The sequence below is a fragment of the Streptomyces sp. NPDC085900 genome (assembly GCF_044540925.1).
In the GTDB taxonomy this organism is placed as follows: domain Bacteria; phylum Actinomycetota; class Actinomycetes; order Streptomycetales; family Streptomycetaceae; genus Streptomyces; species Streptomyces gilvifuscus.
In genome coordinates this window covers 270843-295547 of the sequence record NZ_JBITSP010000007.1, presented here as the reverse complement: position 1 = coordinate 295547, position 24705 = coordinate 270843, and the positions used below count along the sequence as shown (strand labels likewise).

Sequence of the window (24705 nt, the reverse complement as noted above, 5' to 3'; positions counted from 1 at the left end):
CGTGTTCCGGAGCGAGTACGCAGATGTAGCCGCAGTCGAACTCCCCACCCACGACGCGGTCCTGGGCCGGGCCGCCGAGTACGGAGACGCGCCCGCCCTCATCGACGGCACCGACGGCACCACCCTCACCTACGAACAGCTCGACCGCTTCCACCGGCGCGTCGCGGCCGGCCTCACCGAGATCGGCGTGCGCAAGGGCGACGTACTGGCGCTGCACAGCCCCAACACCATCGCCTTCCCGACCGCCTTCTACGCCGCCACGCGCGCGGGCGCCGCCGTCACCACCGTGCACCCCCTCGCCACCGCCGAGGAGTTCGCCAAGCAGCTCAAGGACTCCGCCGCCCGCTGGATCGTGACCGTCTCCCCGCTGCTGGAGACCGCCCGCCGGGCCGCCGAACTCGCCGGCGGCGTCGAGGAGATCCTCGTCTGCGACAGCGCCCCCGGACACCGCTCCCTCATCGACATGCTGGCCTCCGCCGCACCCGAACCGGTCGTCGACATCGACCCGGCCGAGGACATCGCGGCCCTGCCCTACTCCTCGGGCACCACCGGCATCCCCAAAGGCGTGATGCTCACCCACCGCCAGATCGCCACCAACCTCGCCCAGCTCGAGTCCGCCATGCCGGCCGGCCCCGGCGACCGCATCCTCGCCGTCCTGCCCTTCTTCCACATCTACGGCCTGACGGCCCTGATGAACGCCCCCCTCAGGCTCGGCGCCACCGTCGTCGTCCTGCCCCGCTTCGAACTCGACACCTTCCTCGCCGCCATCCAGAACCACCGCATCACCGGCCTGTACGTCGCCCCGCCCATCGTCCTGGCCCTCGCCAAGCACCCCCTGGTCGAGCAGTACGACCTGTCGTCCCTGACACACATCACCAGCGCGGCGGCCCCGCTCGACGCGAGCCTCGCCGAAGCCTGCTCCCGGCGCCTGGGCCTGCCGCCCGTCGGCCAGGCCTACGGCATGACGGAACTGTCCCCCGGCACCCACGTCGTACCGCTCGACGCCATGCGCGACGCCCCTGCCGGCACCGTCGGCAAGCTCATCGCCGGCACCGAGATGCGCATCGTCTCCCTCGACGACCCCGACAAGGACCTCGGCGTCGGCGAGTCCGGCGAGATCCTCATCCGCGGCCCCCAGGTCATGAAGGGCTACCTCGGCCGCCCGGACGCCACCGCCGCCATGATCGACACCGACGGCTGGCTGCACACCGGCGACGTCGGCCACGTGGACGCCGACGGCTGGCTGTTCGTCGTCGACCGCGTCAAGGAACTCATCAAGTACAAGGGCTTCCAGGTGGCCCCCGCCGAACTCGAGGCGCTGCTCCTCACCCACCCAGGCATCGCCGACGCGGCCGTCATCGGCGTCTACAACGACGAGCACAACGAGGTCCCGCACGCCTACGTCGTCCGCCAGCCCACCGCCCCGGACCTCTCCGAGGGCGAGGTCATGATGTACGTCGCCGAACGCGTCGCCCCCTACAAACGCGTCCGCCAGGTCACCTTCATCGACGACGTCCCCCGGGCCGCCTCCGGCAAGATCCTGCGCCGCGAACTGCGGGCACCGAAGGAGCGCACATGACCCTGGTCGGACGCACCCGCGCCCGGGGCGTCGAGACCCTCAGCCTCGACTCCCCGGCCACCCGCAACGCGCTCTCCGCCGCCCGCGTCGGCGAACTCGCCGACGCGCTCACGGACTGCGCCAAGGACACCGACGTACGCGCGGTCGTCCTCACCCACACCGGCAACACCTTCTGCGCCGGCGCCGACCTGCGCGACCCGCCGCCCCCCGACGCGCTGGTCGGACTGCTGCGGCAGATCGTGGAACTGCCCAAACCCGTCGTGGCCCGGGTCACGGGACACGTCCGCGCCGGTGGCCTGGGCCTGCTGGCGGCATGTGACATGGCACTGGCCTCCTCCGACGCCACCTTCGCCTTCACCGAGGTACGCATCGGCGTGGCCCCCGCGGTCATCTCACTGCCGCTGCTGCCCCGCACCGACCCCCGCGCCCTCGCCCGCTACTACCTCACCGGAGAACGCCTCGACGCCGCCGAGGCCGCCCGCATCGGTCTGCTCACGGCGGCCGGGGACGACGTCGACGCCGTACTGGCACCCGTCCTCGACGGCCTGCGCCGAGCCGCACCCCAGGGCCTGGCCGAGACGAAGGCCCTGCTCACGGCTAAGGTGCTGGAAGCCTTCGACCGGGACGCGGCCGACCTGACCGCGCTCTCGGCCAGGCTGTTCGCCTCCCCGCAGGCCCGCGAGGGAATGACGGCCTTCCTGGAACGACGGGATCCCACATGGGTGCTGTGACCACAGCCGACCGCGGCGAGCGCGCCCCCAAGCAGGACCGCAGCCGGGCCACCCGGCAGCGCCTGCTGGAGGCCGCCGTCGCCTGCCTCGCCGAACACGGCTGGGCCGGCTCCACGGTCTCCGTCGTCGCCGAACGCGCCGGCGTCTCCCGCGGCGCCGCCCAGCACCACTTCCCGACCCGGGAGGACCTGTTCACGGCGGCCGTGGAGTACGTGGCGGAGGAGCGGTCCACGGCCATCCGCGCCCTGTTCCCCGACGGCGCGGGGGACGACCGGCAGGCCGTCGTCACGGCCCTCGTCGACCTCTACACCGGGCCCCTGTTCCGCGCCGCCCTGCACCTGTGGGTGGCCGCGTCCAACGAGGAGCCGCTGCGCCCCCGGGTCACCGAACTGGAGGCGCGGGTCGGCCGCGAGACCCACCGGATCGCGGTGGAACTGCTGGGCGCCGACGAGACCCGCCCCGGCGTACGCGAGACCGTGCAGGGTCTGCTGGACATGGCCCGGGGCCTCGGCCTGGCGAACCTGCTCACCGACGACGCCGGGCGCCGCGACCGGGTGATCGCCCAGTGGTCGCAGATCCTCGACCGGATCCTCACGGACTGAGCCGCTCCACCCGCCAGCTCCCGTCCGCCTCCGCCACGTACCTGAGCCGGTCGTGCAGCCGGTTCTCCCGGCCCTGCCAGAACTCCACCGTCCGCGGCGCCACCCGGAAGCCGCCCCAGTGCGGCGGCACCGGCACCTGCTCGCCCTCCGGATAGCGGGCCTCCAGCTCCGCGTAGGAGGCGTCGAGTTCGGTCCGGGAGGCGACGACACTGGACTGGGCGCTGGCCCAGGCGCCGAGCTGCGAGCCGTGCGGACGGGTGCGGAAGTACGCGGCCGTCTCGTCACGGCCGGTGCGGCGGGCGACGCCGCCGACGATCACCTGGCGGGCCATGGGGTGCCAGGGGAACAGCAGCGAGACGTTCGGATTCTCCGCGAGATCGCGGGCCTTGCGGGAGCCGTAGTTGGTGTAGAACACGAACCCCTGCTCGTCGAAGCCCTTCAGCAGCACCGTACGAGAGCTCGGCCGGCCCTGCGCGTCCGCCGTGGAGACGACCATCGCGTTCGGCTCGAAGAGATGGGCCTCCGTCGCGGCCTGCGCGAACCAGTGCGCGAACTGTGCCACCGGAGTGGCCGCCAGATCGGACTCGGCGAGCCCTTCGGCCCGGTACTGCTTGCGCATGGCGGCGGGATCGAGGGGGACGGCGTGTCGATCGGTCACGCGGTCATCTTGCCGTACGCACGTGTACCGTCCGGCACGGCGTCCGGCATCGAAGAGCCGGCACATGGCACTGAGTGCCATGAAGACTCCCCAAATATGGCACTGGGGGATATCGTGCTGGTGTCGTTCCGGTTGAGCGACCAGCCGCACGGGGCATCACCAGGGTGGCTACCAGGACCGCGAGTCGCACGACCGACCGGGGATCCAGTGGCCGAGCCGCCCGTCACTTCTGCCCGTACCCACCACGAGGAGCCGCCTGATGTCCGACTTCGTACCCGGACTCGAGGGAGTCGTCGCGTTCGAGACGGAGATCGCCGAACCGGACAAGGAGGGCGGCGCCCTCCGCTACCGGGGCGTCGACATCGAGGACCTGGTCGGTCACGTCTCCTTCGGCAACGTCTGGGGGCTGCTGGTCGACGGGGCCTTCAACCCCGGCCTGCCGCCCGCCGAGCCCTTCCCCATCCCCGTGCACTCCGGCGACATCCGGGTGGACGTCCAGTCGGCGCTCGCCATGCTGGCACCGGTGTGGGGCCTGAAACCGCTGCTCGACATCGATGCCGAACAGGCCCGCCAGGACCTGGCCCGGGCCGCCGTCATGGCCCTGTCCTACGTCGCCCAGTCCGCCCGCGGCCAGGGCCGCCCCATGGTCCCCCAGAGCGAGATCGACAAGGCCCACTCCGTCGTCGAGCGGTTCATGATCCGCTGGCGGGGCGAGCCGGACCCCAAGCACGTCGCCGCCGTCGACGCCTACTGGACCTCCGCCGCCGAGCACGGCATGAACGCCTCGACCTTCACCGCGCGGGTCATCGCCTCCACGGGCGCCGACGTGGCCGCCGCCCTCTCCGGCGCCGTGGGCGCCATGTCCGGCCCGCTGCACGGCGGCGCCCCCTCCCGCGTCCTCGGCATGATCGAGGAGATCGAGCGGACCGGCGACGCCGAGGCGTACGTCAAGCAGGCCCTCGACAAGGGCGAGCGCCTGATGGGCTTCGGCCACCGCGTCTACCGCGCCGAGGACCCCCGCGCGCGCGTCCTGCGCCGCACCGCCCGCGAACTCGGCGCCCCCCGCTTCGAGGTGGCCGAGGCGCTGGAGAAGGCCGCCCTGGCCGAACTGCACGCCCGCCGCCCCGACCGGGTCCTGGCGACGAACGTCGAGTTCTGGGCGGCGATCGTGCTGGACTTCGCGGAGGTTCCGGCGCACATGTTCACGTCGATGTTCACCTGCGCCCGTACGGCGGGCTGGTCGGCGCACATCCTGGAGCAGAAGCGCACCGGACGCCTGGTCCGGCCCTCCGCCCGCTACGTGGGGCCGGGCGCCCGCTCGCCGCGCGAGGTCCAGGGATACGACGGCATCTCCGCCGGCTGAACCCGACGAACGCAGACGACCCGCGAGCTCTGGTTCCTCCGCCTCGGCGGAGGAGCCGGCCGGACGTACCGGCGAGCTCGCGGGTCGGGTGACTGCTTGGGATTGGGCCGGCTGCGCGCTTCTCTCACGCGCTGGTCCGGCACCGCACTCGATGTGGTGTCGGGCCGCTAGCCCGCAGCCACCTCGCACGTCCGGGATTCATACATGTACCGGATCACCTCCTTTCAGCGATGAGCCTCACCCTAAGAACCGCTCGGCCACCGATCAACCGGTTTTTCCATGAACTTCATGGCACCGCCTCCGGGCAGGTGCGGTATTCGTATCCGTCGCCCCGCTGGAGGAGCTGCAGGTTCCTGTGACAGACGTTGATGCGTCCTCCGGGCGTGGCGAGACTGTGCTGGCCCCGGGCTCGGACGGAGATGCGGCCGCTCCACGTGCCCTTCCACTTGCCCGTTGGCACGATGGCCCGCACCAGGTCCCCTGTGACGTATCCGAAGTGGTGCTTGGCACGAGCCCGTCGCAGGCGGGGGAAACCGAAGCGGTCCGGAGTGGTACGGGCGTAGGAGCCGCGGCCGGTGGCTTTGGCGACGAGGACGAGCTCGGGAACACGTACGATCGCGTCCCCGCTCCCATGACCGAGACGGCCGACGCACAGTGCATCCAGGGTGTGCGTCTTGCGGAGGCCCGTGACGTCCCGGTTCGCCTTCGTCAGGCTGCCCGGCCAGGTGTACAGGGGTCTCCCGAGCATCTGAAGTTCCGCCGTGAGGGCGTGCTGGGTTCCGTTCATGGCGGCAGCGTCGCGGAGTGATGCCCGGGTCTGCTCGAGGATCTGCTCCAGGCGGCCGGGATCGTCGGCGAGGAATGCCTCGACGGGCCTGCTGCCCTTGGCCTTGTTGCAGGACACACAAGCAAGGACGAGGTTGGCGATGCGGCTCGAACCGCCTCGGCTGCGAGGCCGCAGGTGCTCGATGTTCAGAGGCACGTCCGTCGCGCCACAGTAGGCGCAGGAGCCGTTCCACTCGGCACGAAGGTAGGAGCGGACCGTGGTCCCGGCGAGGGGGCCTTGAGCGTATTGACTGCCGTACAGCCGCCTGCCGGCACTCATGGCATGCGTATCGAACGGGCCGCTCTCCAGATGGATCTCGGCGACGGGCGCGTAGCGGCACATACGAGTCGCCTGGGACAAGGTGGTGTCCACCCGGTGTCGCAGCGAGGGGGGCAGCCATCCGGCCCGACGGCCACGGTTGTTCGAACGGGGAGCTCGATGACGGCAGTTGGCCGAGCGCCGTCTGTGCCGGTAACCCACGCGCTGCTGCATGCAGACGTGAATCCGATCGCCGCGATGCCGGAGTTCGACGGATATCAGACCACGTCGGACGGTCCCGGTGGCACTGCCTGCCCTGGGTTCCCTCTTCTCGTCCGTGAGCACCAGACCTGTGCCCTTCGAACCGGGGTCGATACGCAAGTGGACGCCTTCGACTTCCGAGTCGGCGAGCGTGCGGTCTTTCAGCCGAACAGTGAACGGAACCTGGCGGGCGACCACCGCCCTTCCTCTGCGCAGGAGTTCGCGGGCACGGGCGGGGTGGCAGGGCATGAGGGGCCGACCGTCCTTGGAGAGGACGAACACCCGGCTCGCGCCCACACCGACCGTGTATGGCTGGTCGCGGGTGGGAACGTCACCGTTCCCGCTCTCTGCCTTCTCCGCCGCCGCGGCAGCGGGCTCGGCGTGACGCCGACGGGCTCTGGTGCGGCGCCCGTCGGTCTCCCCTCGCCCATGTTCCCTGCCGGTGCCCCGCCTAGTGGCGGGGTGTCCGTGAGCCGTTTCGTCCCTGCTCCCGGGGGTGTCTGCTCTCACGGATTCCAGAGCAGGCTGCTGAGGAAGCACAGCCTGGTGGGTCTGCTCGCCCACAGGAAACGTAGTCATCGGGTACACCTCCCTGATCGTCCGATCGTGATGACTCGGGCTGGTCACTCGACGGCTGTCGCCGGGGAGCGAGTGACCTCCTTTCTCGTGTGCAAGTGAAGTTAGTGATCACTGGAGGAAAGTGGGGGAGAAAAACGTGGGACAGCGCTCATTCGTGCGACGGGCGGCCAATCTTCGAACGCATCACCGATCTTCGTGCTACAGCGTGATCCGTATGCGATGGACGTATCTCCACTGCTCACCTACGTTTCCCCGCATGACGAACCGACGTGCCATTCTCAGCGGCTCCGCCTTCGAGGAGCGGATCGGGTATGCCCGGGCCGTGGTCGACGGGGAGTGGGTGCATGTGTCCGGGACCACGGGGTTCGACTACGCGGCCATGACGATCTCCGAGGACGTCGTCGAGCAGGCCGAGCAGTGTCTGCGGAACATCGGGGACGCGCTCGCGCAGGCCGGGTGCGGGTTCGAGGACGTCGTACGGGTCCGGTACCTGCTGCCCGAGCGGGAGGACTTCGAACCCTGCTGGCCGGTGCTGCGGCGGGCGTTCGGAGAGGTGCGGCCGGCCGCGACGATGATGGTGTGCGGGCTGGCCGATCCCCGGATGAGGATCGAGATCGAGGTGTACGCCCGGCGGCGCGAGCTGCGGATCGAGGCCGTGCACGGGGTGGAGATGCTCGAGGAGTGGCGGCACGTGCACAACGAGATCGTGCCGCCCGCCGCGATGTCGCTCGACGACGCGCGCAAGCGGCTGGGGCGGTACCGGATGGAGAACGCCTACCTGGGGGACGTGCTCGTCGGGTGCTCCACTGTGCGTCCGCCGCAGGGCGAGGAAGCGGTGGCGACGGTGATCGCCCGCGTGCTGCCGGAGTACCGGGGGCGGGGGTTCGGCACGGCCCTGTACGAGCGGGGTCTCGCCCACGCGCGCGTGCTGGGCGCGAGGGCCGTCGAGACGTGTGTGCTGGCGGCCAACGAGGACGGCCTGCGGTTCGCCGTGAAGCGCGGCTTCGTGGAGACCGAGCGGTACGTGCTCGACGGCGAGAGCGATCTGTGGGTGGATCTGCGGCTCGGAACGGATTGATCTTCTGCCGTCGGTGGGCTGATCCTGGAGACGGAGGCGGCTTGCAACGATTCCTTCAATCTTGTGGGAACTCGGTGTGTGCTGCGTCACGTTCCAGTTAGATGATTGCGAGTGAGCGAACCGGCGTGCCGTACGTGCGGACGCAGCTTGGCAGGGGGTCCAGGTGAGTGCTTCCCGGCGTAGTGGGACCACCGACGAGCTGGGGCCCGATGAGCCCGAGCGGGAGGGTCCCGTGGGTCCCGACGGCTCGGATCTGCTCGCGGCGCTGCTCGACGGGATGGACGCGGCCCTGTGCGCCTTCGACGCGGGCGGTGTCGTCACGCACTGGAACCGCGAGGCCGAGCGGATCCTGGGCTGGACCGCGGCGGAGGCCGTGGGACGGCACGGGTTCGCCGGGTGGGCCGTGCGGGAGGCGGACGCCGAGGAGGTCGAGGGGCGGCTGATGTCCGCCATGGAGGCCCCCGGACGGCAGGTGCACGAGTTCGCGCTGCTGACCAAGGACGGCGGCCGGGTGCTCGTACGGACGCAGTCGGCGGCCGTGCGGGGGCCGGACGGCAAGCCCGCCGGGGTGTACTGCGCCTTCAGCGAGGTGCACACGCAGATCGACCTGGAGCGGTCGATCGCGCTGAGCGAGGCGCTGTTCGAGGACGCGAGCTGGGGTGTCGTGCTGGTCGACGCCGATCTGCGGCCGGCCGTGGTGAACGCGCATGCCGCGCGGTCGCTGGGCATCGGCCGTACGTCCGCGCTGGGACGGCCGCTGGGCGAGCTGCTCGCGCAGGGCGTGGAGGAGCTGGAGAGCGCGCTCACGCATGTGCTGGCGGAGGGCGCGCCGCCCGCACCGGCCGAGATCTGGGTGAGCGTGCGCACGCCGGAGGGCGAGCAGCGGCGCTGCTGGCGGTGCGGGTTCGTGCGGCTGGCCTCGCCGCTGGCCGAGGAGCCGGTGCCGCTCGGGGTGGGCTGGCTGTTCGTGGACGTCACCGAGGGCAAGCAGGGTGAGCAGGAGGCGTCGCTGCTGCGGTTCCGGGCGAACCAGCTGCACCGGGCGGCCCGGGCGGCGGCTGAGTGCGAGGACCCGCGGGAGGCGGCGACGATCCATCTGGACTTCGCGCTGGCCGGGTTCGCCGATCACGCGCTGATCGACCGGGTGGCGGGGGGCCCGGTGGCCGACGCGGAGGCGGAGGGACCGGTGCGGCTGGTGCGGGTCGCGGCGACGCCCTCCGGGGCGCCGGGGCCGAGTCTGCTGACGGGCGCGGCGGGGCTGCCGGTGCGGTACGGGCAGGGGCACCCGGCGTTGCAGTGCGTGGAGCGGGCGGGGTCGGTGCGGGCCAGTGTCGGGTCGGTGTCGGCGGAGCAGGCGCGGGACTGGGCCGTGGGCCGGCAGTGGCCGGCGGACGCGGTGCACGCGTTGTGCGCGGTGTTGCGGAGCCGGGGCCGGACGCTGGGGGTCGTGACGTTTCTGCGGGGGGCCGGCCGGAGTTCGTTCGAGCGGAGCGACGCGGTGTACGCGGAGGACGTGGCGGTGCGGATCGCGACGGCGCTTGATCTGGCGGGGGTCGTGGGACGGGAGTAGGCGGGCGGGCCGTGTCCGCGTCCGGGGGCTGCCCGGCGAGGTCCTACTGCCGGTAGAAGATCCGGTCCCCGTACTCCTTCATCACCCGTCCGTTCCACTCGTGCCCGCCGTCCACGTTCCCCGACCTGAGCAGCGGCGGCTCGATGCCGCGGTCCGCCAGGGAGCCGGCCGCCGTGGCCATCACCGCCTGCATGATCGCGCTCGTGACGACGGTCGAGGCGGGGGCGAAGGGGGCGGGGACGGTGTCCAGGGCGAGGGTCGCGTCGCCGATGGCGATCTTGGAGTCGAGGACGATGTCGCAGTGGTCCTTCAGATAGGTGCCGGAGGTGTGCCGGGAGCGGGTCTCCGTCGCGTATGCCACCGACGTGACGCCGATGACCTTCACGCCGAGGGCGCGGGCGTTCATGGCCATCTCGACGGGCAGGGCGTTGCGGCCGGAGAGCGAGATGATGACCAAGGCGTCGCCCGCGCGCAGCGGGGAGGTGTCCAGGACCGCGCTCGCGAGTCCGTCGACGCGCTCCAGGGCCGAGCCGAGCGTGGCCGGCATGACGTCGACGCCCACGACGCCGGGCACGACGAGGAGGTTCATCAGGGCGAGGCCGCCGGCGCGGTAGACGACGTCCTGGGCGGGCAGGGAGGAGTGGCCCGCGCCGAAGGCGAAGAGGCGGCCGCCGTCGGCGACGGTGTCGGCGAGCAGGGTGCCGGCCGCCGTGATGGACTCCGTCTGCTCGTCACGTACGCGCCGGAGGAGGTCGATCGCGGCGTCGAGGAACTGGTCGGCCAGGCTGCCGTCGCTCATGCGGGTCCTTTCGGGGCGCACCGTGCGGAGTCCGTGTCGCGGATCACGGTGCGGTCTGGACCAGTGCCGTGTCAATACGGCCGTCGGACCGTCCCGGGGCCCGGGCGGCCGGACCCGGCCACCGGGCTGTACGCGTCCGTAACCCCGTGGTCGCAACGGTGCGGCACGGTTGTCAGTGCTATGCGTCAGAATTGAGTCCAGGGCCAGCGCACGCGCCGGGTAGCCGTTCGTGCTTCCGGCAGATCTCATCGAGGGGCACGTATGTCCGGACTGATCGACACCACGGAGATGTATCTCCGCACCATCCTCGAGCTGGAGGAGGAAGGTGTGGTCCCCATGCGTGCCCGGATCGCCGAGCGGCTCGACCAGAGCGGGCCGACCGTGAGTCAGACGGTGGCGCGGATGGAGCGGGACGGTCTCGTCGCCGTGGCCGCCGACCGGCATCTGGAGCTGACGGACGAGGGCCGTCGGCTCGCCACGCGCGTGATGCGCAAGCACCGTCTCGCCGAGTGTCTGCTCGTCGATGTGATCGGCCTGGAGTGGGAGCAGGTGCACGCGGAGGCGTGCCGCTGGGAGCACGTGATGAGCGAGGCCGTGGAGCGGCGTGTGCTGGAGCTGCTGCGGCACCCGACCGAGTCGCCGTACGGCAACCCGATCCCGGGGCTGGAGGAGCTCGGGGAGAAGGACGGCGCCGACCCGTTCCTGGACGAGGGCATGGTGTCGCTGGCGGACCTGGACCCGGGCGCGGACGGCAAGACGGTGGTGGTGCGCCGTATCGGCGAGCCGATCCAGACGGACGCGCAGCTGATGTACACGCTGCGGCGGGCGGGGGTGCAGCCCGGTTCGGTGGTGAGTGTGACGGAGTCGGCGGGCGGTGTGCTGGTCGGCAGCGGGGGAGAGGCGGCCGAGCTGGAGGCGGACGTGGCCTCCCACGTCTTCGTCGCCAAGCGCTGAGGGGCGGGTCGGGTCGACTCCGGGGGCCGGCAAGGCGGTTGGGGCGTCTTGACGGTCCGTGGAATCCGAGATTCAGTGCGTCGAATCGCAGCGCTCCGACGGGACGCGTGCGAGGCTTGCCCGTGAGGCATATGACCGGAGGGGGCGGAGGATGTGCCGCAGTCGCGTGGAGGGCCCCGGCGCCGTGCGGCGCCGGGGCCTGTCCTCCCCTGTGCTGACCCGGAGCCCCGAGCTCTCAGGGTCATTCCCCTCGGACCGGTTTCCCCGAGCGGTCCGCCTCCCGCAGAAGATCTCCCCTCGGCGGCGGCGATCATTCCTTGAGTGTGGTCACTCGAACGAGGGGTGTTGTCGGCAGACGAGGCATTTTCGAATACCCATTCGATAGTCTGCGGGTGACAGGACGGGCGGAATCCGCGCTTCAGCAGTGAGTGCATCTCAGGAAGCAGCACCGCACGAAGCACGGGCACAAGTACCGGAAGAAGCACCGGGCAAGCACCAGACAGACAGCTGCACGGCACGGCAGGACACGGTTCACAGGACCGGCCGGCTCGAGCGGGAGCGAGCGGTCCGAGCGGAGCTAGGGGGGTGCCAGAACGATGGCGCGACGCATCGACGTGACCGGGGCGGGTGGCGTACGCCTCGCGGCCTGGGAGTTCGGGGACCCTCCCAAGGCGGACCCCGCCGGGCTCGTACCGGAACAGCCCGGCCCCCCGGACCGGGCCGCCCCGCCGGTCCAGCAGGAGTACGGGCCCGGGGTCCTGTTACTGCACGGCCTGATGGGCCGCGCCTCGCACTGGGCCTCCACCGCCCGATGGCTCTCCGGGCGGCACCGCGCCGTCGCACTCGACCAGCGCGGCCACGGCCAGAGCGACAAGCCCCCACAGGCCGCCTTCACCCGTGAGGCATACGTCGAGGACGCGGAGGCCGCGCTGGAACAGCTCGGTCTCGCCCCGGCCGTCCTCATCGGGCACGCCATGGGCGCGCTGACCGCCTGGCAGCTCGCCGCCAAACGCCCCGACCTGGTACGGGGCGTGATCATCTGCGACATGCGGGCCTCAGCCCTCGGCGCCGCCTCGCAGCGCGAGTGGGCCGACTGGTTCCGGTCCTGGCCCGTCCCCTTCGCCACCCTGGCCGACGTGCGCAAGTGGTTCGGCGAGGACGATCCGTGGGTCGAGCGGCCCAATCCCGCGCGCGGGGAGTTCTACGCCGAGGTCATGCACGAGGGCGCCGACGGCTGGCGGCCCGTCTTCGACCCCGACCAGATGCTGAAGTCCCGGGAGACCTGGGTCTTCGACGCGCACTGGGAGGAGCTGGCGCAGGTGCGGTGCCCGGCGCTGGTGGTCCGGGGGCTCGACGGGGAGCTGGGCCGGGCCGAGGCCCAGGAGATGGTCCGGGTGCTGCCCCGCGGGGAGTACGCGGAGGTCGCCGACGCCGGCCACCTCGTGCACTACGACCAGCCGGAGGGCTGGCGAACGGCGATCGAGCCGTTCCTGGACGCCGTACTCACCAGCCCCTAGGTCTCACCAGCCCCAGATACCTCACCAGCCCCTGAGTCCTCACCCCTTGCTCACCGCGGTCAGGATCTCCGGGAGTCGGGCCGCCGTGCGCGGGGCGGCCAGGCGCAGGCCCGCCCAGGTGATCGCCGCGCCGTAGGCGGCCCCGGCCGGCAGCAGCAGCCAGCCCCAGGAGTCGCCTCCCTGCGCCACGTTCGCCCAGATCGCGGCGGCGATGACCGGCGAGGTCAGCAGGGCCGCCGAGACCATGCCGCCGAAGATCGAGATCCAGGCGAGGCCGGTCTGGCCGGGGGCCACGTTCTTGTAGCCCTCCTGCGGGATCGAGTACGGGAAACGGGCGGACGTCCAGGCGCCGGTGGCCAGCATCGCGCCGAGCAGCGCGAAGGAGAGGCCGAGGACCTCGGGCAGCCGGGCCCAGTCGCCGAGCATCGCGGTCGTCACGACCGTGACGAGGGTGGCGTACGGCAGGGTGATCACGAGCAGGGCGAGCGCCCGTCCGCGCAGCTCCACGTAGGCGTCCCGGGCGGAGGAGATGGTCAGCGCGACGATCCAGAACGCGGAGGTGTCCTGCCCGAACTGGTTGTACATCTGGATGCCGAGCATGCCGGCGGCGAAGCACGCGAAGTAGACGGAGCCGGTGCCCTGCAGGGCGTTGAAGACGGGCACGATCAGGCCGATGGCCAGCGAGGTCACCCAGGCCGCCTTGGTCTTGGGGTCGCGCCACACGTACCGCAGGCTGCGCTCCATGACCGTGCCGGTGCGGCCGGCCGGCAGCAGCCGCGAGAGGCCGGAGCCGGAGCGGCCACGGGCCGCGGGCTCGGCCGACACCTGGAGCGTCGAGCCGTCGGGCGAGGTCATCAGCCGGGTCAGGTGGCGCGACCACACCGCGATGAGGGCGGCCAACGCGCCCGCGCTGAGCGCCAGTTGCAGGGCCGCGGTCCCGTAGGAGCCGGAGCTCACCGAGTCCACCGCGCCGATCGCCGAGGCGGGCGGCACCCACCTCACGACGTCGCCCGCCGGCGCGAGCTGCGCGAGCCCGCTCGACCCCAGCCGCTGCGCGCCGAAGTTGACCAGCTGCGCCCCGATCGCGATGACGAGCCCGCTGAGCACCGCCAGATCACGGCCCTTGCGGCTGGTCAGCAGCCGGATGTTGGCGGCGGCGACGGCCCGCGCGAGGGCCACGCACACCAGCAGCGCCAGTACGACGGCGACGACACCGACGGCGTACGCCGCTCCGCCGTGCGCGACGGTGATCACCGAGCCGGTCAGCAGGAGCAGGGTGAACAGCGGCCCGATGCCGACGAGGGAGGCCGCCAGCAGGGCCCGTACCAGAGGCCGCGGGCGCAGCGGCAGCATCACCAGGCGGGTCGGGTCCAGGGTCTCGTCCCCGCCCGGGAAGAACAGTGGCATCACCGCCCACCCCAGCGCCAGGACGGCCGTCAGCAGGACGACCACGGACTCGGCGTGCGCGTGCCCGCGCAGCGCGACCAGGCCCAGCAGCTGCAGCGCCCCGAAGAGCAGCACGAGGACCGCGGAGACGACGTAGGCGGCCCGCCGGCCGCCCGACTGCCGTAGCCCGTTGCGCAGCAGCGACAGCTTCAGCCGTACGACGACGGAGGTGACGTCGGCGGTCGTCATCGCGCGCCGCCGCCCAGCCAGTCGAGATCGGAACCGTGGTCGCGGCCGCCCGCGCCGACGAGTTCCAGGAACGCCTTCTGCAGCGAGGGGGCCTCGCCGCGGACCTCGGCGAGGGTGCCCTGGGCGCGGATGCGGCCGGCGGCCATCACGGCGACCCAGTCGCACAGGGACTCGACGAGCTCCATGACATGGGAGGAGAAGACGACGGTGGCGCCCGACGCGGTGTAGCGCTCCAGCACGCCCCGGATGGTCTGCGCGGACACCGGGTCGACGCCCTCGAACGGCTCGTCCAGGAAGAGCACTTCGGGATTGTGCAGCAGGGCGGCCGCGAGCCCGATCTTCTTGCGCATGCCGGTCGAGTAGTCGACGACGAGCTTGTGCTGGGCACCGGCCAGGTCCAGCACGTCGAGCAGCTGCGTGGCCCGCTTGTCGACCTCGGCGCCGGGCAGCCCGCGCAACCGGCCGCTGTAGACGAGCAGTTCGCGTCCCGACAGCCGCTCGAACAGCCGCAGTCCCTCCGGCAGCACCCCGATCCGCGCCTTCACCGCCACCGGATCCCGCCACACGTCGTGCCCCACGACCTCGACGGTGCCCTGGTCCGGCCGCAGCAGCCCGGTCACCATGGAGAGGGTGGTGGTCTTCCCGGCCCCGTTGGGCCCGACGAGCCCGATGAACTTCCCGGCGGGCAGCTCGAGATCGATCCCGGCGACCGCGATCTGCTGCCCGAACCGTTTCCAGAGGCCTTGAACGCGTACGGCGGCTGAGGTCATGAGTGAACCCTACGGGCAGGTGGCGCGCCTCAGGGGCGCGGGCCGCACCCGATGTGCGGCTCTGCCTGGCGGGCGCACGTCACCTGTCCCGGCCGCATGCGTAGGCCAGCGGCGACGTCAGCTCCTCCGCGTCCGGGAGCCAGCGGTTGGCGGGCGTGGGCCGGCAGGCCCACTGGACGGCGCCGCGCGAGCCGAACCGGGTGGGAGGGGCGGCCACGTACGCGCCCTCCCCGAGCACCGCCAGATCGAGGGACGTGGGAGCCCAGCCGAGCTTGCGCAGCAGCTCAGGCACCTTCACCGACGCGCCCGGCAGCACGAAGAAGTGCATCCGCCGGTCCGGCGTCAGCGTCACGGGCCCCAGCGTCAACTCCATGCGCTCCATGCGGGCCAGCGCCAGGAACCCGGCCGTCTCCGGGACCGAGATCGCGTCGAAGGTACGCCCCGTGGGCAGCAGGATCGAGGCCGTCGGCTGCTTCTGCCACATCCGGCGCGCGACGGTCGCACTGCCGGTGGCCTGCGTCGCCCAGTCGTCCCGCGCGGGATGTGCGCCCGGCGCGGCGCACGCCGCGTCACCGCAGGAACAGTGCTGCACCCCGTCGACGGCCTCCAGCCAGGTGCCGGGAAAGACGTCCCAGTGGCGCTCCTCGGCGTAGCGTACGGCTGTCTCCAGCAGCGATTCGCCGCGCTGCTTCGGGATCTGAGCGGCTTCGGTGCCCGCGATCGTCTCTTCCACGATGAACACAACTCCCGCACCCACCTGGAGTTACGGGCGTAACGCGCGCGGGGGAGGGGCATCGATCCCTCGTCTGGGGCGCATGGATGCACGTGTGGGGGCGCGCGGGAGGAACCACCGCGTGAGCTGGGTAGCCACGAAAGGGGGCGGCTTCCCTTCAAGAGGCCCTTACCCCGGCAATCCTCGGAATTCCTCGCATGACGCGCATTTTGCGCATGTCGGCGGGGCATTGATCTTCAAGGCCGGATCTTTTCGCCCTCCACGGCGTGGGGTTCGGCCTTGGAAGACACGCCAACTCGGTGCGTGGGCAGGCACCGCAGCCACAGGGGGTAGTGCCAATGGCCGCAAGGCCTCTCGTCGCGCGGCAGCCGAACGAACGGCTGCAGGCGCTCATCCAGGAGGCGGGGTGCTCGAACGCCGGGCTCGCCCGCCGGGTCAACATGTGCGGTGCCGAGCACGGCCTCGACCTGCGCTACGACAAGACGTCCGTGGCCCGCTGGCTGCGCGGACAGCAGCCGCGGGGCCGGGCGCCCGCGATCATCGCCGAGGCGCTGGGCCGCAAGCTGGGCCGTACGGTCACGATCGACGAGATCGGCATGGCCAACGGCAAGAACCTCGCCTCCGGCGTCGGCCTGCAGTTCTCGCCGACGGTCCTGGGGGCCATCGAGCAGGTCTGCGAGCTGTGGCGCAGCGACGTCGGCCGGCGGGACTTCCTGTCCGGCTCGTCCGTCGCCGCCTCCGCGCTCGTCGAGCCCAGCCGCGACTGGCTGATCTCCTCGCCCGACTCGCAGGTGGCGCGCTCGGCGGGGCCGCGGGTCGGCCAGTCCGACGTGGCCGCCGTGCAGGCGATGACGCAGGCGCTCGTGGACCTCGACCACCAGTACGGCAGCGGGCATGTGCGCCCGGTCGTCGTGCACTACCTCAACAGCGTCGTCTCCGGTCTGCTGGCGGGCTCCTACCGGGAGGCGGTGGGGCGCGACCTGTTCGCCGCGGTCGCCCGACTCACCGAACTCGCCGGGTACATGGCCGTCGACACCGGCCAACCCGGCCTGGCCCAGCGGTACTACATCCAGGCGCTGCGGCTCGCCCAGGCGGCCGGCGACCGCGGCTACGGCGGCTACGTGCTGGCCGCCTCCATGAGCCACCTTGCCGCACAGCTCGGAAACCCGCGCGAGATCGCCCAGTTGGCACGGGCGGCGCAGGAGGGGGCGCGCGGGCGCGTCACCCCGCGCGCGGAGGCCATGTTCTACGCGGCGGAGGCGCGCGGGCACGCCCTGATGGGCGATGCGCGGGCGGCCCAGACGGCGTCCGGGCGGGCGGTGAGCGCCCTGGAGTCGGCCGACTCCGCCTCCGGCGACGACCCGGTGTGGATCGCGCACTTCGACGAGGCCTATCTGGCCGACGAGTTGGCGCACTGCCACCGCGACCTCGGACAGGCCGAGGCGGCGGCGCGGTGCGCGGAGGAGTCGCTGGCCGGGCTGCCGGAGACGAAGGCGCGCAGGCGGGCCATCGGCTATGTGCTGCTGGCCACAGCGCAGGTGCAGCAGCGCGAGATCGAGCAGGCCTGCAACACCGGTCTGAAAGCCGTGGAGTTGCTGGAGAGCGTGCGCTCCAACCGGGGCGCCGAATACCTGGAGGACTTCCAGCAGCGGCTCGAGCCCTACCAGGAGGAGCCGGTGGTAAGGGAGTTCGGGGCCCGGATGGAGCTGCAGGCGGCGGCGTGAACGGGCGGGAAACAGCTGGTTGACGCTCGGGTGCGATCGGAGGTGGACATATACGACGAGGCGCAGAGCTCCCCTGTTACCGCCGTCACAGGGGAGGAGGTTGCGCCCTGAGCTGCGTGGCACCCGGCTCGGGGGACCCGGTAGCGTGAGCCGACGGTTTCACAAGGTCCCCCATTAGTAGGAGTCCCGGTGACGCAGAGTGGACAGAGCGAGGAGCCCTCGCAGCGCCAGGCGCGCGAAGGCATCGTGCTGCCCTCCGACGGCGGCGAACCGTTGCTGCCGGGCATGCTGGGCAACCAGGCCGGCCCGCAGAACGGATCGCCGCAGGGCCGGCAGGGCGGATCGCACACCGCACAGGGCGGCCCCCACGCCGGACAGCAGCCCGGGCCGCAGACGCCGGCCTCGGCGCCGCCCGGCGGCCAGTCCTGGGGCACGCCCTGGGGCCCCGACCGGCAGGAGACCGCGCCCCCGGCGCCGGGCCAGGGCTGGGACAGCCCGCCGGCCCAGTCCTGGGGCACCCCCGGCCCGTACCAGCAGCCGGCCACGGACCCGTGGGGCGCCGGGTCCCAGCCGCTGCCGCAGGAGGGCGCGCCGTCCGCGTCCTACGGCGGCCCGGCGCAGCCCATGCCGGGCGCCTCGCCGCACGACGGCTACGCGCCCGCCGGTCACCAGCCGACGTCCGGCTCCCCGCTGCCGCCGGCGAACCCCTACCCGGGCACGGCAGGCGGCTCCGACGCCTACGGAGCGGCGGGCTCGGGCGCGGCCATGCCGTCCGCCCAGCCCATGGGCCAGGGCGCGCAGCCGTCCGCCGGCTACGGCGCTCCCGCCGCCTTCGGCGCCCCGCTGCCGCCCGCGGACGAGGGCGCCACCCAGCTCATACCCCCGGTCACCGGCGGAGTGCCCGGGAGCGAGGGCGCGACGCAGTATCTGCCGCCCGTGCCCGCGGCACCCGCGGACGAGGGGGCCACCCAGTTCCTGCCGCCCGTGGCGCCCGGGGCGCTGCCGCCCCAGGCAGGCGGTCACCCCTCCGGCGAGGCGACCCAGTTCCTGGGCCGGCCCGACCGGGGCGGTGCCGGGCCGCTGCCGCCCGCCGCGGACCCGGACGCGCAGGCCACGCAGTACATCCCGCCGGTGGGCGACCACCGGCAGCCGCCCGCCGAGTTCGACAACCTCTTCCGCGGCGGACCGGGCGGAGAGGCCCCGGCGGGTTCCACGCAGCAGCTGCCGCGCTTCGAGCAGCCGCCGCAGCAGCAGCCCGCCTACGGCGGCCCCCAGTCCTCGTACTTCCCGCCGGGCCGCGACGACGACGGCGGCGGCCGGGGCGGACACGGCGGCCGTACGAAGTCGCGCGTGCCGCTGATCGCGGCCGTCGGCATCGGCATCGTCGTGCTCGGCGTCGGCGCGGGCGCGCTGCTGGGCGGTGGCGGCGGAGGCGACGGCAAGGACAACAACCAGCCGGTCTCCGCCACGGCCCCGGCCGGCGACGGCTCCGCCTCACCGTCCGCGGACCCTGCCAAGCAGCAGGCCGTCGCGCTGGACAAGCTCCTGGCCGACAGCGGCAACAGCCGGGCGTCGGTGATCAACGCGGTGGCCGACGTGAAGTCCTGCCGGAACCTGGGCGGTGCGGCCTCGGACCTGCGGGCCGCCGCCAAGCAGCGCGGCGAGCTGGTCACCCGGCTGGCCGGCCTGTCCGTCGACCGGCTCCCGGACCACGCCGACCTGACCACCGCCCTCACCAAGGCCTGGCAGGCCTCCGCGTCCGCCGACAACCACTACGCGGCCTGGGCCGACCAGGTCGGCGGCAGGAAGGGCTGCCACAAGGGCCAGGCCCGTTCCACCGGGCAGACCGCGGCGGGCAACGTCGCGAGCGGCACCGCCAGCCAGCAGAAGCTCAGGGCCTCGCGGCTGTGGAACGCGATCGCGAAGTCGTACGGCCTGACCCAGCGCGGACCGACCCAGCTCTGAGCCGGTCCCGGCGCGGCGCGGACGGTCAGTCGACGTCCGCGCCCTGCAGGGTCTTCGCCACGTCGAGGAAGCCCGGCTTCGCCGCCACCAGCTGCCCCTGCCGTACGACCTGCAGCGTCACGTCCGTGTTGACGATCCGGGAGAAGCCGATGGTGGCCACCGGACCCTGGTCGCTCCACTTCAGGGGCGGCGTCAGCCCGCCGGTGGTGACCTTCAGGCCGTCGTCGAGGGCGCGGCGCACGGAGTCCGAGGTGACGTTCCCGCCGCCCAGGGAGTCGACGACCTTCTTGAACACTGTGTAGGCGATCCAGGTGGTCTGCACGCCGACGTCGCCGGCGTCGATCCGGTTGTCGCCGAAGGCCTGCTCGCTGATCACCTTCTTCATCGGCGCCCAGCGCGCGTCGCTCGACACCGGGTACCAGCCGGTGACGTACGAGCCCTCGTACGGTCCCGACGGCCCGCCGGACTCGTTGATCACCGTCTGGTCGACGCTGTCGAGGGTGGCCGCGGTCCGCACCGCCGGATGCTCCTCGCGCTCGCGCCGGAAGGAGTCCATGAAGGTGCTGGTGCGGTCCCCCAGCGCGGGGATCGCGCACCCCTTCTTCCCCGAGCCGGCGGCGGTGGCGGCCAGGGCCTTCTCGGCCGGCCCCGCGTACTCGGTGGTGTCGTCCGCGGCCCGCTGGTCGATCGAGGGCTGGTGCCCGCCGGCCTTCAGGCCGGAGTCGAGCATGGGGGGAAGCTCGTCGCCCGCGATGGTGTCGGGCCGGACGAGCGCGACGGGGCCGCAGCCGGCGGCGAGCTCCTTGCCGAGGCCGGCCAGCAGCGTCGGCTGGCCGCCGTTGACCGGGTAGGACAGCGGACTGGTGAACTCGGAGGTGGTGGCGCCGTAGCCGCCTATGAAGGGGATGCCGGCACCCTCCAGGTCGGGGAGGTAGGACTCGCCGTACTGGCTGTAGGAGCCGACGACCGCGACGACGTTCTGCTTGACGGCCGTCCGGGCGCACTTGGCGGCGGCCACGCTGTCGTTGTGGTCGTTGCAGGTCAGGACCTTGAGCTTGCGGCCGCCCAGGCCGCCGTGCGCATTGACGTACCGGGCGTAGGCCTGGGCGAAGGCCGGCATGCCGGGCTTGTTGGTGGCGGCCGTGCCCTGCGGTGCCCAGGTCATCACGGTGATCGGGCCGTCCCCGGCACCCCCCGTGGTACCGGGGATGACCCCGCAACCGGTGGCGAGGGACGCACACACCACCAGGGCCCCCGCCGCGAGGGCGGTCGCTCTGCCGGGCCGGGTGCGTATGGGGAGGAAGGTGCTGCGGAAGCGTCGCCTGCCGGTCATGGGCACACACGATTCCGTCACATCGCCAACCCCGAGGTGACCTACGGTTAGTGATCGGTGACGTGCAGGTGAATTACGGGGGCCGGTGAGGCGCGGGTGCGAAAGAACGTACGATCGGTGACCGTGCAAGGTTCGGACAACTCTTCCCGTCGCGGTCGTCGCTCCTCCACCATGGGCGGTATGCCACTGAACGACATGCCGTGGTGGCGCTGGCGCAGCAATGTGCGCTCCGCGCTGCACATGCTCTCCGACCCGGGGTTCCAGCAGAACGTCTGGCTGGCCGGCGTCGACGGGTACGGGGACGTCACCGACGCCGTGTACCGCCTGGTCGAGGACACCTGGCTGGACAACTGGTCCGCCGAGAAGTACGTCGGCACGATCTTCCGGGACTCCCAGGAGGCGGCCCTCGTCGACACCGCCGTGCTGCGGGTGCTGCGGATCATGCACCAGGTCGGGCCGGACGCGCCGGTCTCCGCCTACCTGGAGCACCAGGGATGGCCGGAGGCGGTACGGGCGGCGCGGGACGCGCACGTCCGCATGGCCGTGTCCGACGGCGAGGACCCGGACGCGCCGCCGCGCACCCTCGAGGTGCTGCGGATCATGACCCGTTCCGCTTAGCGGACGCCGGTTCGGACCCGAGTTCACGTATGGGACCCTGTCCTGCATGAGCGAGCAGTCCACCCGAGCCGCGGCGAACCCCGCCGACCAGTACGTCCTCACTCTTTCGTGCCCGGACAAGCAGGGCATCGTGCACGCCGTGTCGAGCTACCTGTTCATGACCGGCTGCAACATCGAGGACAGTCAGCAGTTCGGCGACCACGACACGGGTCTGTTCTTCATGCGCGTCCACTTCTCGGCGGACGAGTCGGTGACGGTGGACAAGCTGCGCGCCAGCTTCGCGGCGATCGGCGACGCCTTCCACATGGACTGGCAGATCAACCGGGCCGACGAGAGGATGCGGATCGTCCTGATGGTCAGCAGGTTCGGGCACTGCCTGAACGACCTGCTCTTCCGGACCCGGATCGGCGCGCTGCCCGTGGAGATCGCGGCCGTGGTGTCCAACCACACGGACTTCGCCGAGCTGGTGGCCTCGTACAACGTTCCCTTCCACCACATTCCGGTCACGAAGGACACCAAGGCGGCAGCCGAGGCGCGGCTGCTCCAGGTCGTCCGGGAGAACGACGTCGAACTGGTCGTGCTGGCCCGGTACATGCAGGTGCTCTCCGACGACCTGTGCAAGCAGCTGAGCGGGCGGATCATCAACATCCACCACTCGTTCCTGCCGAGCTTCAAGGGTGCGAAGCCGTATCACCAGGCTCACGCCCGGGGGGTCAAGCTCATCGGGGCGACCGCGCACTACGTGACCGCGGATCTCGACGAGGGGCCGATCATCGAGCAGGAGGTCGAGCGGGTCGGGCATGACGTCACGCCGGACCAGCTGGTGGCGGTCGGGCGGGACGTCGAGTGCCAGGCGCTGGCGCGGGCGGTCAAGTGGCATGCCGAGCGGAGGATTCTGCTCAACGGGCGGCGGACAGTTGTGTTCGCCTAGGCGCCCAGGAGCTCGGGGGGTTCGGTTCGGGGGCGGCTGCGGGTGGTTCGTGGCCGGTCGCGCAGTTCTCCGCGCCCCTTAGGTGCGTCCACTGCACGTAGTCAGGGGCGCGGGGAACTGCGCGACCGGCCCCCACGCACCCGCACCCGCCGACGGGCCCGGAACAGCCCCGCCCTACATCCTGCTCAGCGCCGCCGCAGCGAACAGCACGTCCCTGATCGCCTCGCGGTCCCCCACCTGCCCCGCCGCCGCCTCCTCCGGCGGCACATGGCCCGCCGCCAGCCTGCAGAACTCCACGCCGTCCAGGGCGACGTGGGCCACCTCGTGCTCGGGCGACGCCTCCGCCGCCGGTGAGTCCAGCGGGATCAGCCACTCGCCCCCGCCGAGGCCCTCGATCTCCAGTCGCAGGCTCCGCCCGGGGTCGCCGGCCACGCCGAGGTGCCGTCCGCGGGCAGGTGACGCGAGACCCTCCTGCCGCCGCCCCGCCAGCACGACGGGCAGCATGCGCGCGGCCAGATCGATCATGCGGTGCAGATGCCGGGGCGCGGGCGGCTCGTACGGATAGTCGACCGCCTCGGCGATGTCCTCCGCGTGCACCCAGCACTCGAAGGCGCGGTCCAGCATCGCGTCGTGCAGGGGCAGCGTGAAGTCGCCGTAGGAGACCGCCAGCCGTCCCGAACCGGAGCCGCCGGTGAAGGAGACCGTGCGCACCAGGTCGTGGCTCTGCTCGCGCCAGGGCCCCCGGACCGCCCGCGTGGGCGGGGAGGGGGCGCTGCGCCAGAGCGTCTCGGTGCGGGACGCCGGGCCCGGGCCGTCCGCGGCACTGTCGCCCAGCGGGTCGTCGAGGCCGAGGGCGACCGCGACCAGGCCGTCGACGCACAGGAGGTGGGCGATGACACCGGCGACGGTCGTACGGCGGCTGGCCGGACCCGCGCCGTCGAACCAGCGCAGCCGCACGGGCGCGTGCCACTCGGCGTCGCCTATGTCCTGCAGCAGGGCGTCGAGCCGGGCCGTCTCCGCGTCGTACGGGGTCGCCCAGTCCGGCACCGGGATGCGCGGCGGGCGCCGGTCGAGGCAGCGCTGCAGGACGCGGGTGCGCAGGGCCGGGTCCAGGTCGAGGCTCTCCGGCGGGTGCAGCAGGCCCACCGCGTCGCGCAGCCGCAGCGCCTCCTCCGCACAGGGGCCGCAGCCGCCCAGGTGCTCCTCGACGGCCGCCGTCTCCTCCGCCGAGCAGGCGGCCAGGGCCCAGGCCCCGAGCAGGGACTTCAGGACGTGGTGCTCCAGGACCAGCGGGCCCGGCGCCTGCTCCGGCGGGGCGGGCAGCGGCCGGTCGCCGTCCTCGACGGAGGCCCGGGGCATGGGGATGCGCAACGGGTTCTCGGGTTCGCGCCGTTCGTCGAACGCCTCGAAGCCGCTCACACCGCACCCCCGTATCCGGGTGGTGCCCCGGGGGCGCCGGCGTCGTGGGCGGTGGACAGCAGCTGGAGGCCGAGGCGCAGGCGGCGGCGCGCCTCGTCCTCGGTGACGCCGAGGTCGGCGGCGGTCTGGCGATAGTCACGGCGCTGGAAGTAGGCCAGGTCCAGCGCGGCGCGCAGCGGCGAGGGCATGGAGGTGACGATGTAGTCGGCGCGGGCGGCGACCGAGGCGCGGCGGACCTTGCGCTCCAGTTCCTCCGCGGAGCCGCCGCCCCGGGCGAGCGCGGCGGTCTCGGTGGCGCGCAGCCGCTGCACGGCCAGGCGGTGGGTCAGCGTGGCGACCCAGGAGCGCAGCGGGCCCTGCTTGGGGTCGTAGGTCTCGGGGTGCTCCCAGACGTGGGCGAAGACGTCCCGGGTGATGTGGTCGGCAGCCCGCTCGTCGCCGAGCACGCGGTGGGCCAGACCGTGCACGAGCGAGGCGAAGCGGTCGTAGAGCTCGCCGAGGGCGGCCGCCTCACCGCGTGCCAGTCGCTGCTGCATCTTGCGGTCCCAGCGAGGCGGTGCGTCCTTCTTCGCCATGCGTCCCCCTCACCCTGTCCGTCGGCCTGCCCGCGCTCTCGTCCAGCCTGCGTCCACCGTCACCTCGAATGTAGTCGGCACCTCTGACAGCGCACGCCCCTTTGTGGCAATGCGCGCCCCCATGGAACCGCCAGGTGATAGTGGACCTTCGTCCACCCCTCACCATCCTTCGACCAGATCTGTCCCGACCTGATCGAACAGGATCGAAGCAGACAAAAACAAGCCTC

21 protein-coding genes are annotated in these 24705 nt (G+C 72.3%); 12 read left to right on the top strand and 9 right to left on the bottom strand.

From position 1 onward, the window contains the following. Position 1 precedes the first annotated feature (1 nt). Genes ACIGDI_RS25310 through ACIGDI_RS25300 form a run of 3 tightly spaced genes read left to right on the top strand, consistent with a single transcriptional unit; the run spans position 2 to position 2912 of the window. Positions 2-1579, top strand: coding sequence for a 4-coumarate--CoA ligase family protein (locus ACIGDI_RS25310; protein ID WP_399900644.1), 1578 nt, complete (start codon positions 2-4; stop codon positions 1577-1579). Then, a complete protein-coding gene (locus ACIGDI_RS25305; protein WP_399900641.1) occupies positions 1576-2310 on the top strand; it encodes an enoyl-CoA hydratase family protein in 735 nt (244 codons plus the stop codon). The genes ACIGDI_RS25310 and ACIGDI_RS25305 overlap by 4 nt, the downstream gene beginning before the upstream one ends. Next, positions 2298-2912 carry a TetR/AcrR family transcriptional regulator gene (locus ACIGDI_RS25300; RefSeq protein WP_272178088.1) on the top strand — a complete coding sequence of 205 codons (615 nt, stop codon included), beginning with the start codon at positions 2298-2300 and terminating at the stop codon, positions 2910-2912. The genes ACIGDI_RS25305 and ACIGDI_RS25300 overlap by 13 nt, the downstream gene beginning before the upstream one ends. On the opposite strand, the gene pdxH is transcribed toward ACIGDI_RS25300, so the two are convergent. Further along, positions 2902-3570 (bottom strand): pyridoxamine 5'-phosphate oxidase, encoded by a 669-nt coding sequence (pdxH, locus tag ACIGDI_RS25295; protein ID WP_399900638.1) that lies wholly within the window; start codon positions 3568-3570, stop codon positions 2902-2904. The genes ACIGDI_RS25300 and pdxH overlap by 11 nt on opposite strands. 259 nt (positions 3571-3829) lie before the next feature. On the opposite strand from pdxH, the gene ACIGDI_RS25290 reads away from it, so the two are divergent. After that, positions 3830-4933 (top strand): citrate synthase 2, encoded by a 1104-nt coding sequence (locus tag ACIGDI_RS25290; RefSeq protein WP_399900635.1) that lies wholly within the window; start codon positions 3830-3832, stop codon positions 4931-4933. A 286-nt stretch (positions 4934-5219) separates the two neighbouring features. Here the strand turns inward: ACIGDI_RS25290 and iscB are convergent, their stop codons facing one another. Beyond that, complete coding sequence (gene iscB / locus ACIGDI_RS25285) at positions 5220-6857, bottom strand: RNA-guided endonuclease IscB (RefSeq protein WP_399900632.1); 1638 nt, start codon at positions 6855-6857, stop codon at positions 5220-5222. A 256-nt stretch (positions 6858-7113) separates the two neighbouring features. Here iscB and ACIGDI_RS25280 point away from each other — a divergent pair, with 256 nt between their 5' ends. Together ACIGDI_RS25280 and ACIGDI_RS25275 are read left to right on the top strand one after the other, a co-directional pair. Next, positions 7114-7935 (top strand): GNAT family N-acetyltransferase, encoded by an 822-nt coding sequence (locus ACIGDI_RS25280; RefSeq protein WP_399900629.1) that lies wholly within the window; start codon positions 7114-7116, stop codon positions 7933-7935. Between the two features lie 163 nt (positions 7936-8098). Then, positions 8099-9505, top strand: a complete 1407-nt coding sequence (locus tag ACIGDI_RS25275) for a PAS domain-containing protein (protein WP_399900626.1) — start codon at positions 8099-8101, stop codon at positions 9503-9505. A 43-nt stretch (positions 9506-9548) separates the two neighbouring features. Here the strand turns inward: ACIGDI_RS25275 and ACIGDI_RS25270 are convergent, their stop codons facing one another. Beyond that, positions 9549-10304, bottom strand: coding sequence for an SIS domain-containing protein (locus ACIGDI_RS25270; RefSeq protein WP_399900623.1), 756 nt, complete (start codon positions 10302-10304; stop codon positions 9549-9551). A 261-nt stretch (positions 10305-10565) separates the two neighbouring features. Between ACIGDI_RS25270 and ACIGDI_RS25265 the strand changes: the two genes are divergently transcribed. After that, positions 10566-11258 carry a metal-dependent transcriptional regulator gene (locus ACIGDI_RS25265; RefSeq protein ID WP_058924701.1) on the top strand — a complete coding sequence of 231 codons (693 nt, stop codon included), beginning with the start codon at positions 10566-10568 and terminating at the stop codon, positions 11256-11258. A gap of 596 nt (positions 11259-11854) precedes the next feature. After that, entirely contained in the window at positions 11855-12775 is a 921-nt protein-coding gene (locus ACIGDI_RS25260; RefSeq protein ID WP_399900619.1) for an alpha/beta fold hydrolase, read from the top strand. 39 nt (positions 12776-12814) lie between these two features. Here the strand turns inward: ACIGDI_RS25260 and ACIGDI_RS25255 are convergent, their stop codons facing one another. The 3 genes from ACIGDI_RS25255 to ACIGDI_RS25245 all read right to left on the bottom strand — a co-directional run bounded on the left by ACIGDI_RS25255 (position 12815) and on the right by ACIGDI_RS25245 (position 15922). Next, the gene (locus tag ACIGDI_RS25255; protein WP_399900616.1) at positions 12815-14410 is read right to left on the bottom strand and encodes a transporter; all 1596 of its coding nucleotides are present in this window, start codon (positions 14408-14410) and stop codon (positions 12815-12817) included. Then, the gene (locus tag ACIGDI_RS25250) at positions 14407-15180 is read right to left on the bottom strand and encodes an ABC transporter ATP-binding protein (RefSeq protein WP_200702245.1); all 774 of its coding nucleotides are present in this window, start codon (positions 15178-15180) and stop codon (positions 14407-14409) included. The genes ACIGDI_RS25255 and ACIGDI_RS25250 overlap by 4 nt, the downstream gene beginning before the upstream one ends. Positions 15181-15259: 79 nt before the next feature. Then, positions 15260-15922 (bottom strand): bifunctional DNA primase/polymerase, encoded by a 663-nt coding sequence (locus ACIGDI_RS25245; RefSeq protein WP_200702244.1) that lies wholly within the window; start codon positions 15920-15922, stop codon positions 15260-15262. A gap of 329 nt (positions 15923-16251) precedes the next feature. On the opposite strand from ACIGDI_RS25245, the gene ACIGDI_RS25240 reads away from it, so the two are divergent. Beyond that, positions 16252-17637, top strand: a complete 1386-nt coding sequence (locus tag ACIGDI_RS25240; protein ID WP_399900612.1) for a transcriptional regulator — start codon at positions 16252-16254, stop codon at positions 17635-17637. A gap of 189 nt (positions 17638-17826) precedes the next feature. After that, positions 17827-19602, top strand: coding sequence for a hypothetical protein (locus tag ACIGDI_RS25235; RefSeq protein ID WP_399900609.1), 1776 nt, complete (start codon positions 17827-17829; stop codon positions 19600-19602). 25 nt (positions 19603-19627) lie between these two features. On the opposite strand, the gene ACIGDI_RS25230 is transcribed toward ACIGDI_RS25235, so the two are convergent. Continuing rightward, the gene (locus ACIGDI_RS25230) at positions 19628-20935 is read right to left on the bottom strand and encodes an ABC transporter substrate-binding protein (protein ID WP_399900606.1); all 1308 of its coding nucleotides are present in this window, start codon (positions 20933-20935) and stop codon (positions 19628-19630) included. A 117-nt stretch (positions 20936-21052) separates the two neighbouring features. On the opposite strand from ACIGDI_RS25230, the gene ACIGDI_RS25225 reads away from it, so the two are divergent. Both ACIGDI_RS25225 and purU read left to right on the top strand, forming a co-directional pair. Further along, a complete protein-coding gene (locus ACIGDI_RS25225; protein WP_142152877.1) occupies positions 21053-21553 on the top strand; it encodes a hypothetical protein in 501 nt (166 codons plus the stop codon). Positions 21554-21599: 46 nt separating this feature from the next. Next, a complete protein-coding gene (gene purU, locus ACIGDI_RS25220) occupies positions 21600-22484 on the top strand; it encodes a formyltetrahydrofolate deformylase (RefSeq protein WP_399900602.1) in 885 nt (294 codons plus the stop codon). Between the two features lie 174 nt (positions 22485-22658). Here purU and ACIGDI_RS25215 read toward each other — a convergent pair whose 3' ends face one another. Together ACIGDI_RS25215 and ACIGDI_RS25210 are read right to left on the bottom strand one after the other, a co-directional pair. Beyond that, positions 22659-23843, bottom strand: coding sequence for a zf-HC2 domain-containing protein (locus ACIGDI_RS25215; RefSeq protein WP_399901183.1), 1185 nt, complete (start codon positions 23841-23843; stop codon positions 22659-22661). Between the two features lie 56 nt (positions 23844-23899). Further along, a complete protein-coding gene (locus ACIGDI_RS25210; protein WP_200702238.1) occupies positions 23900-24478 on the bottom strand; it encodes a sigma-70 family RNA polymerase sigma factor in 579 nt (192 codons plus the stop codon). Between the last annotated feature and the right edge of the window lie 227 nt (positions 24479-24705).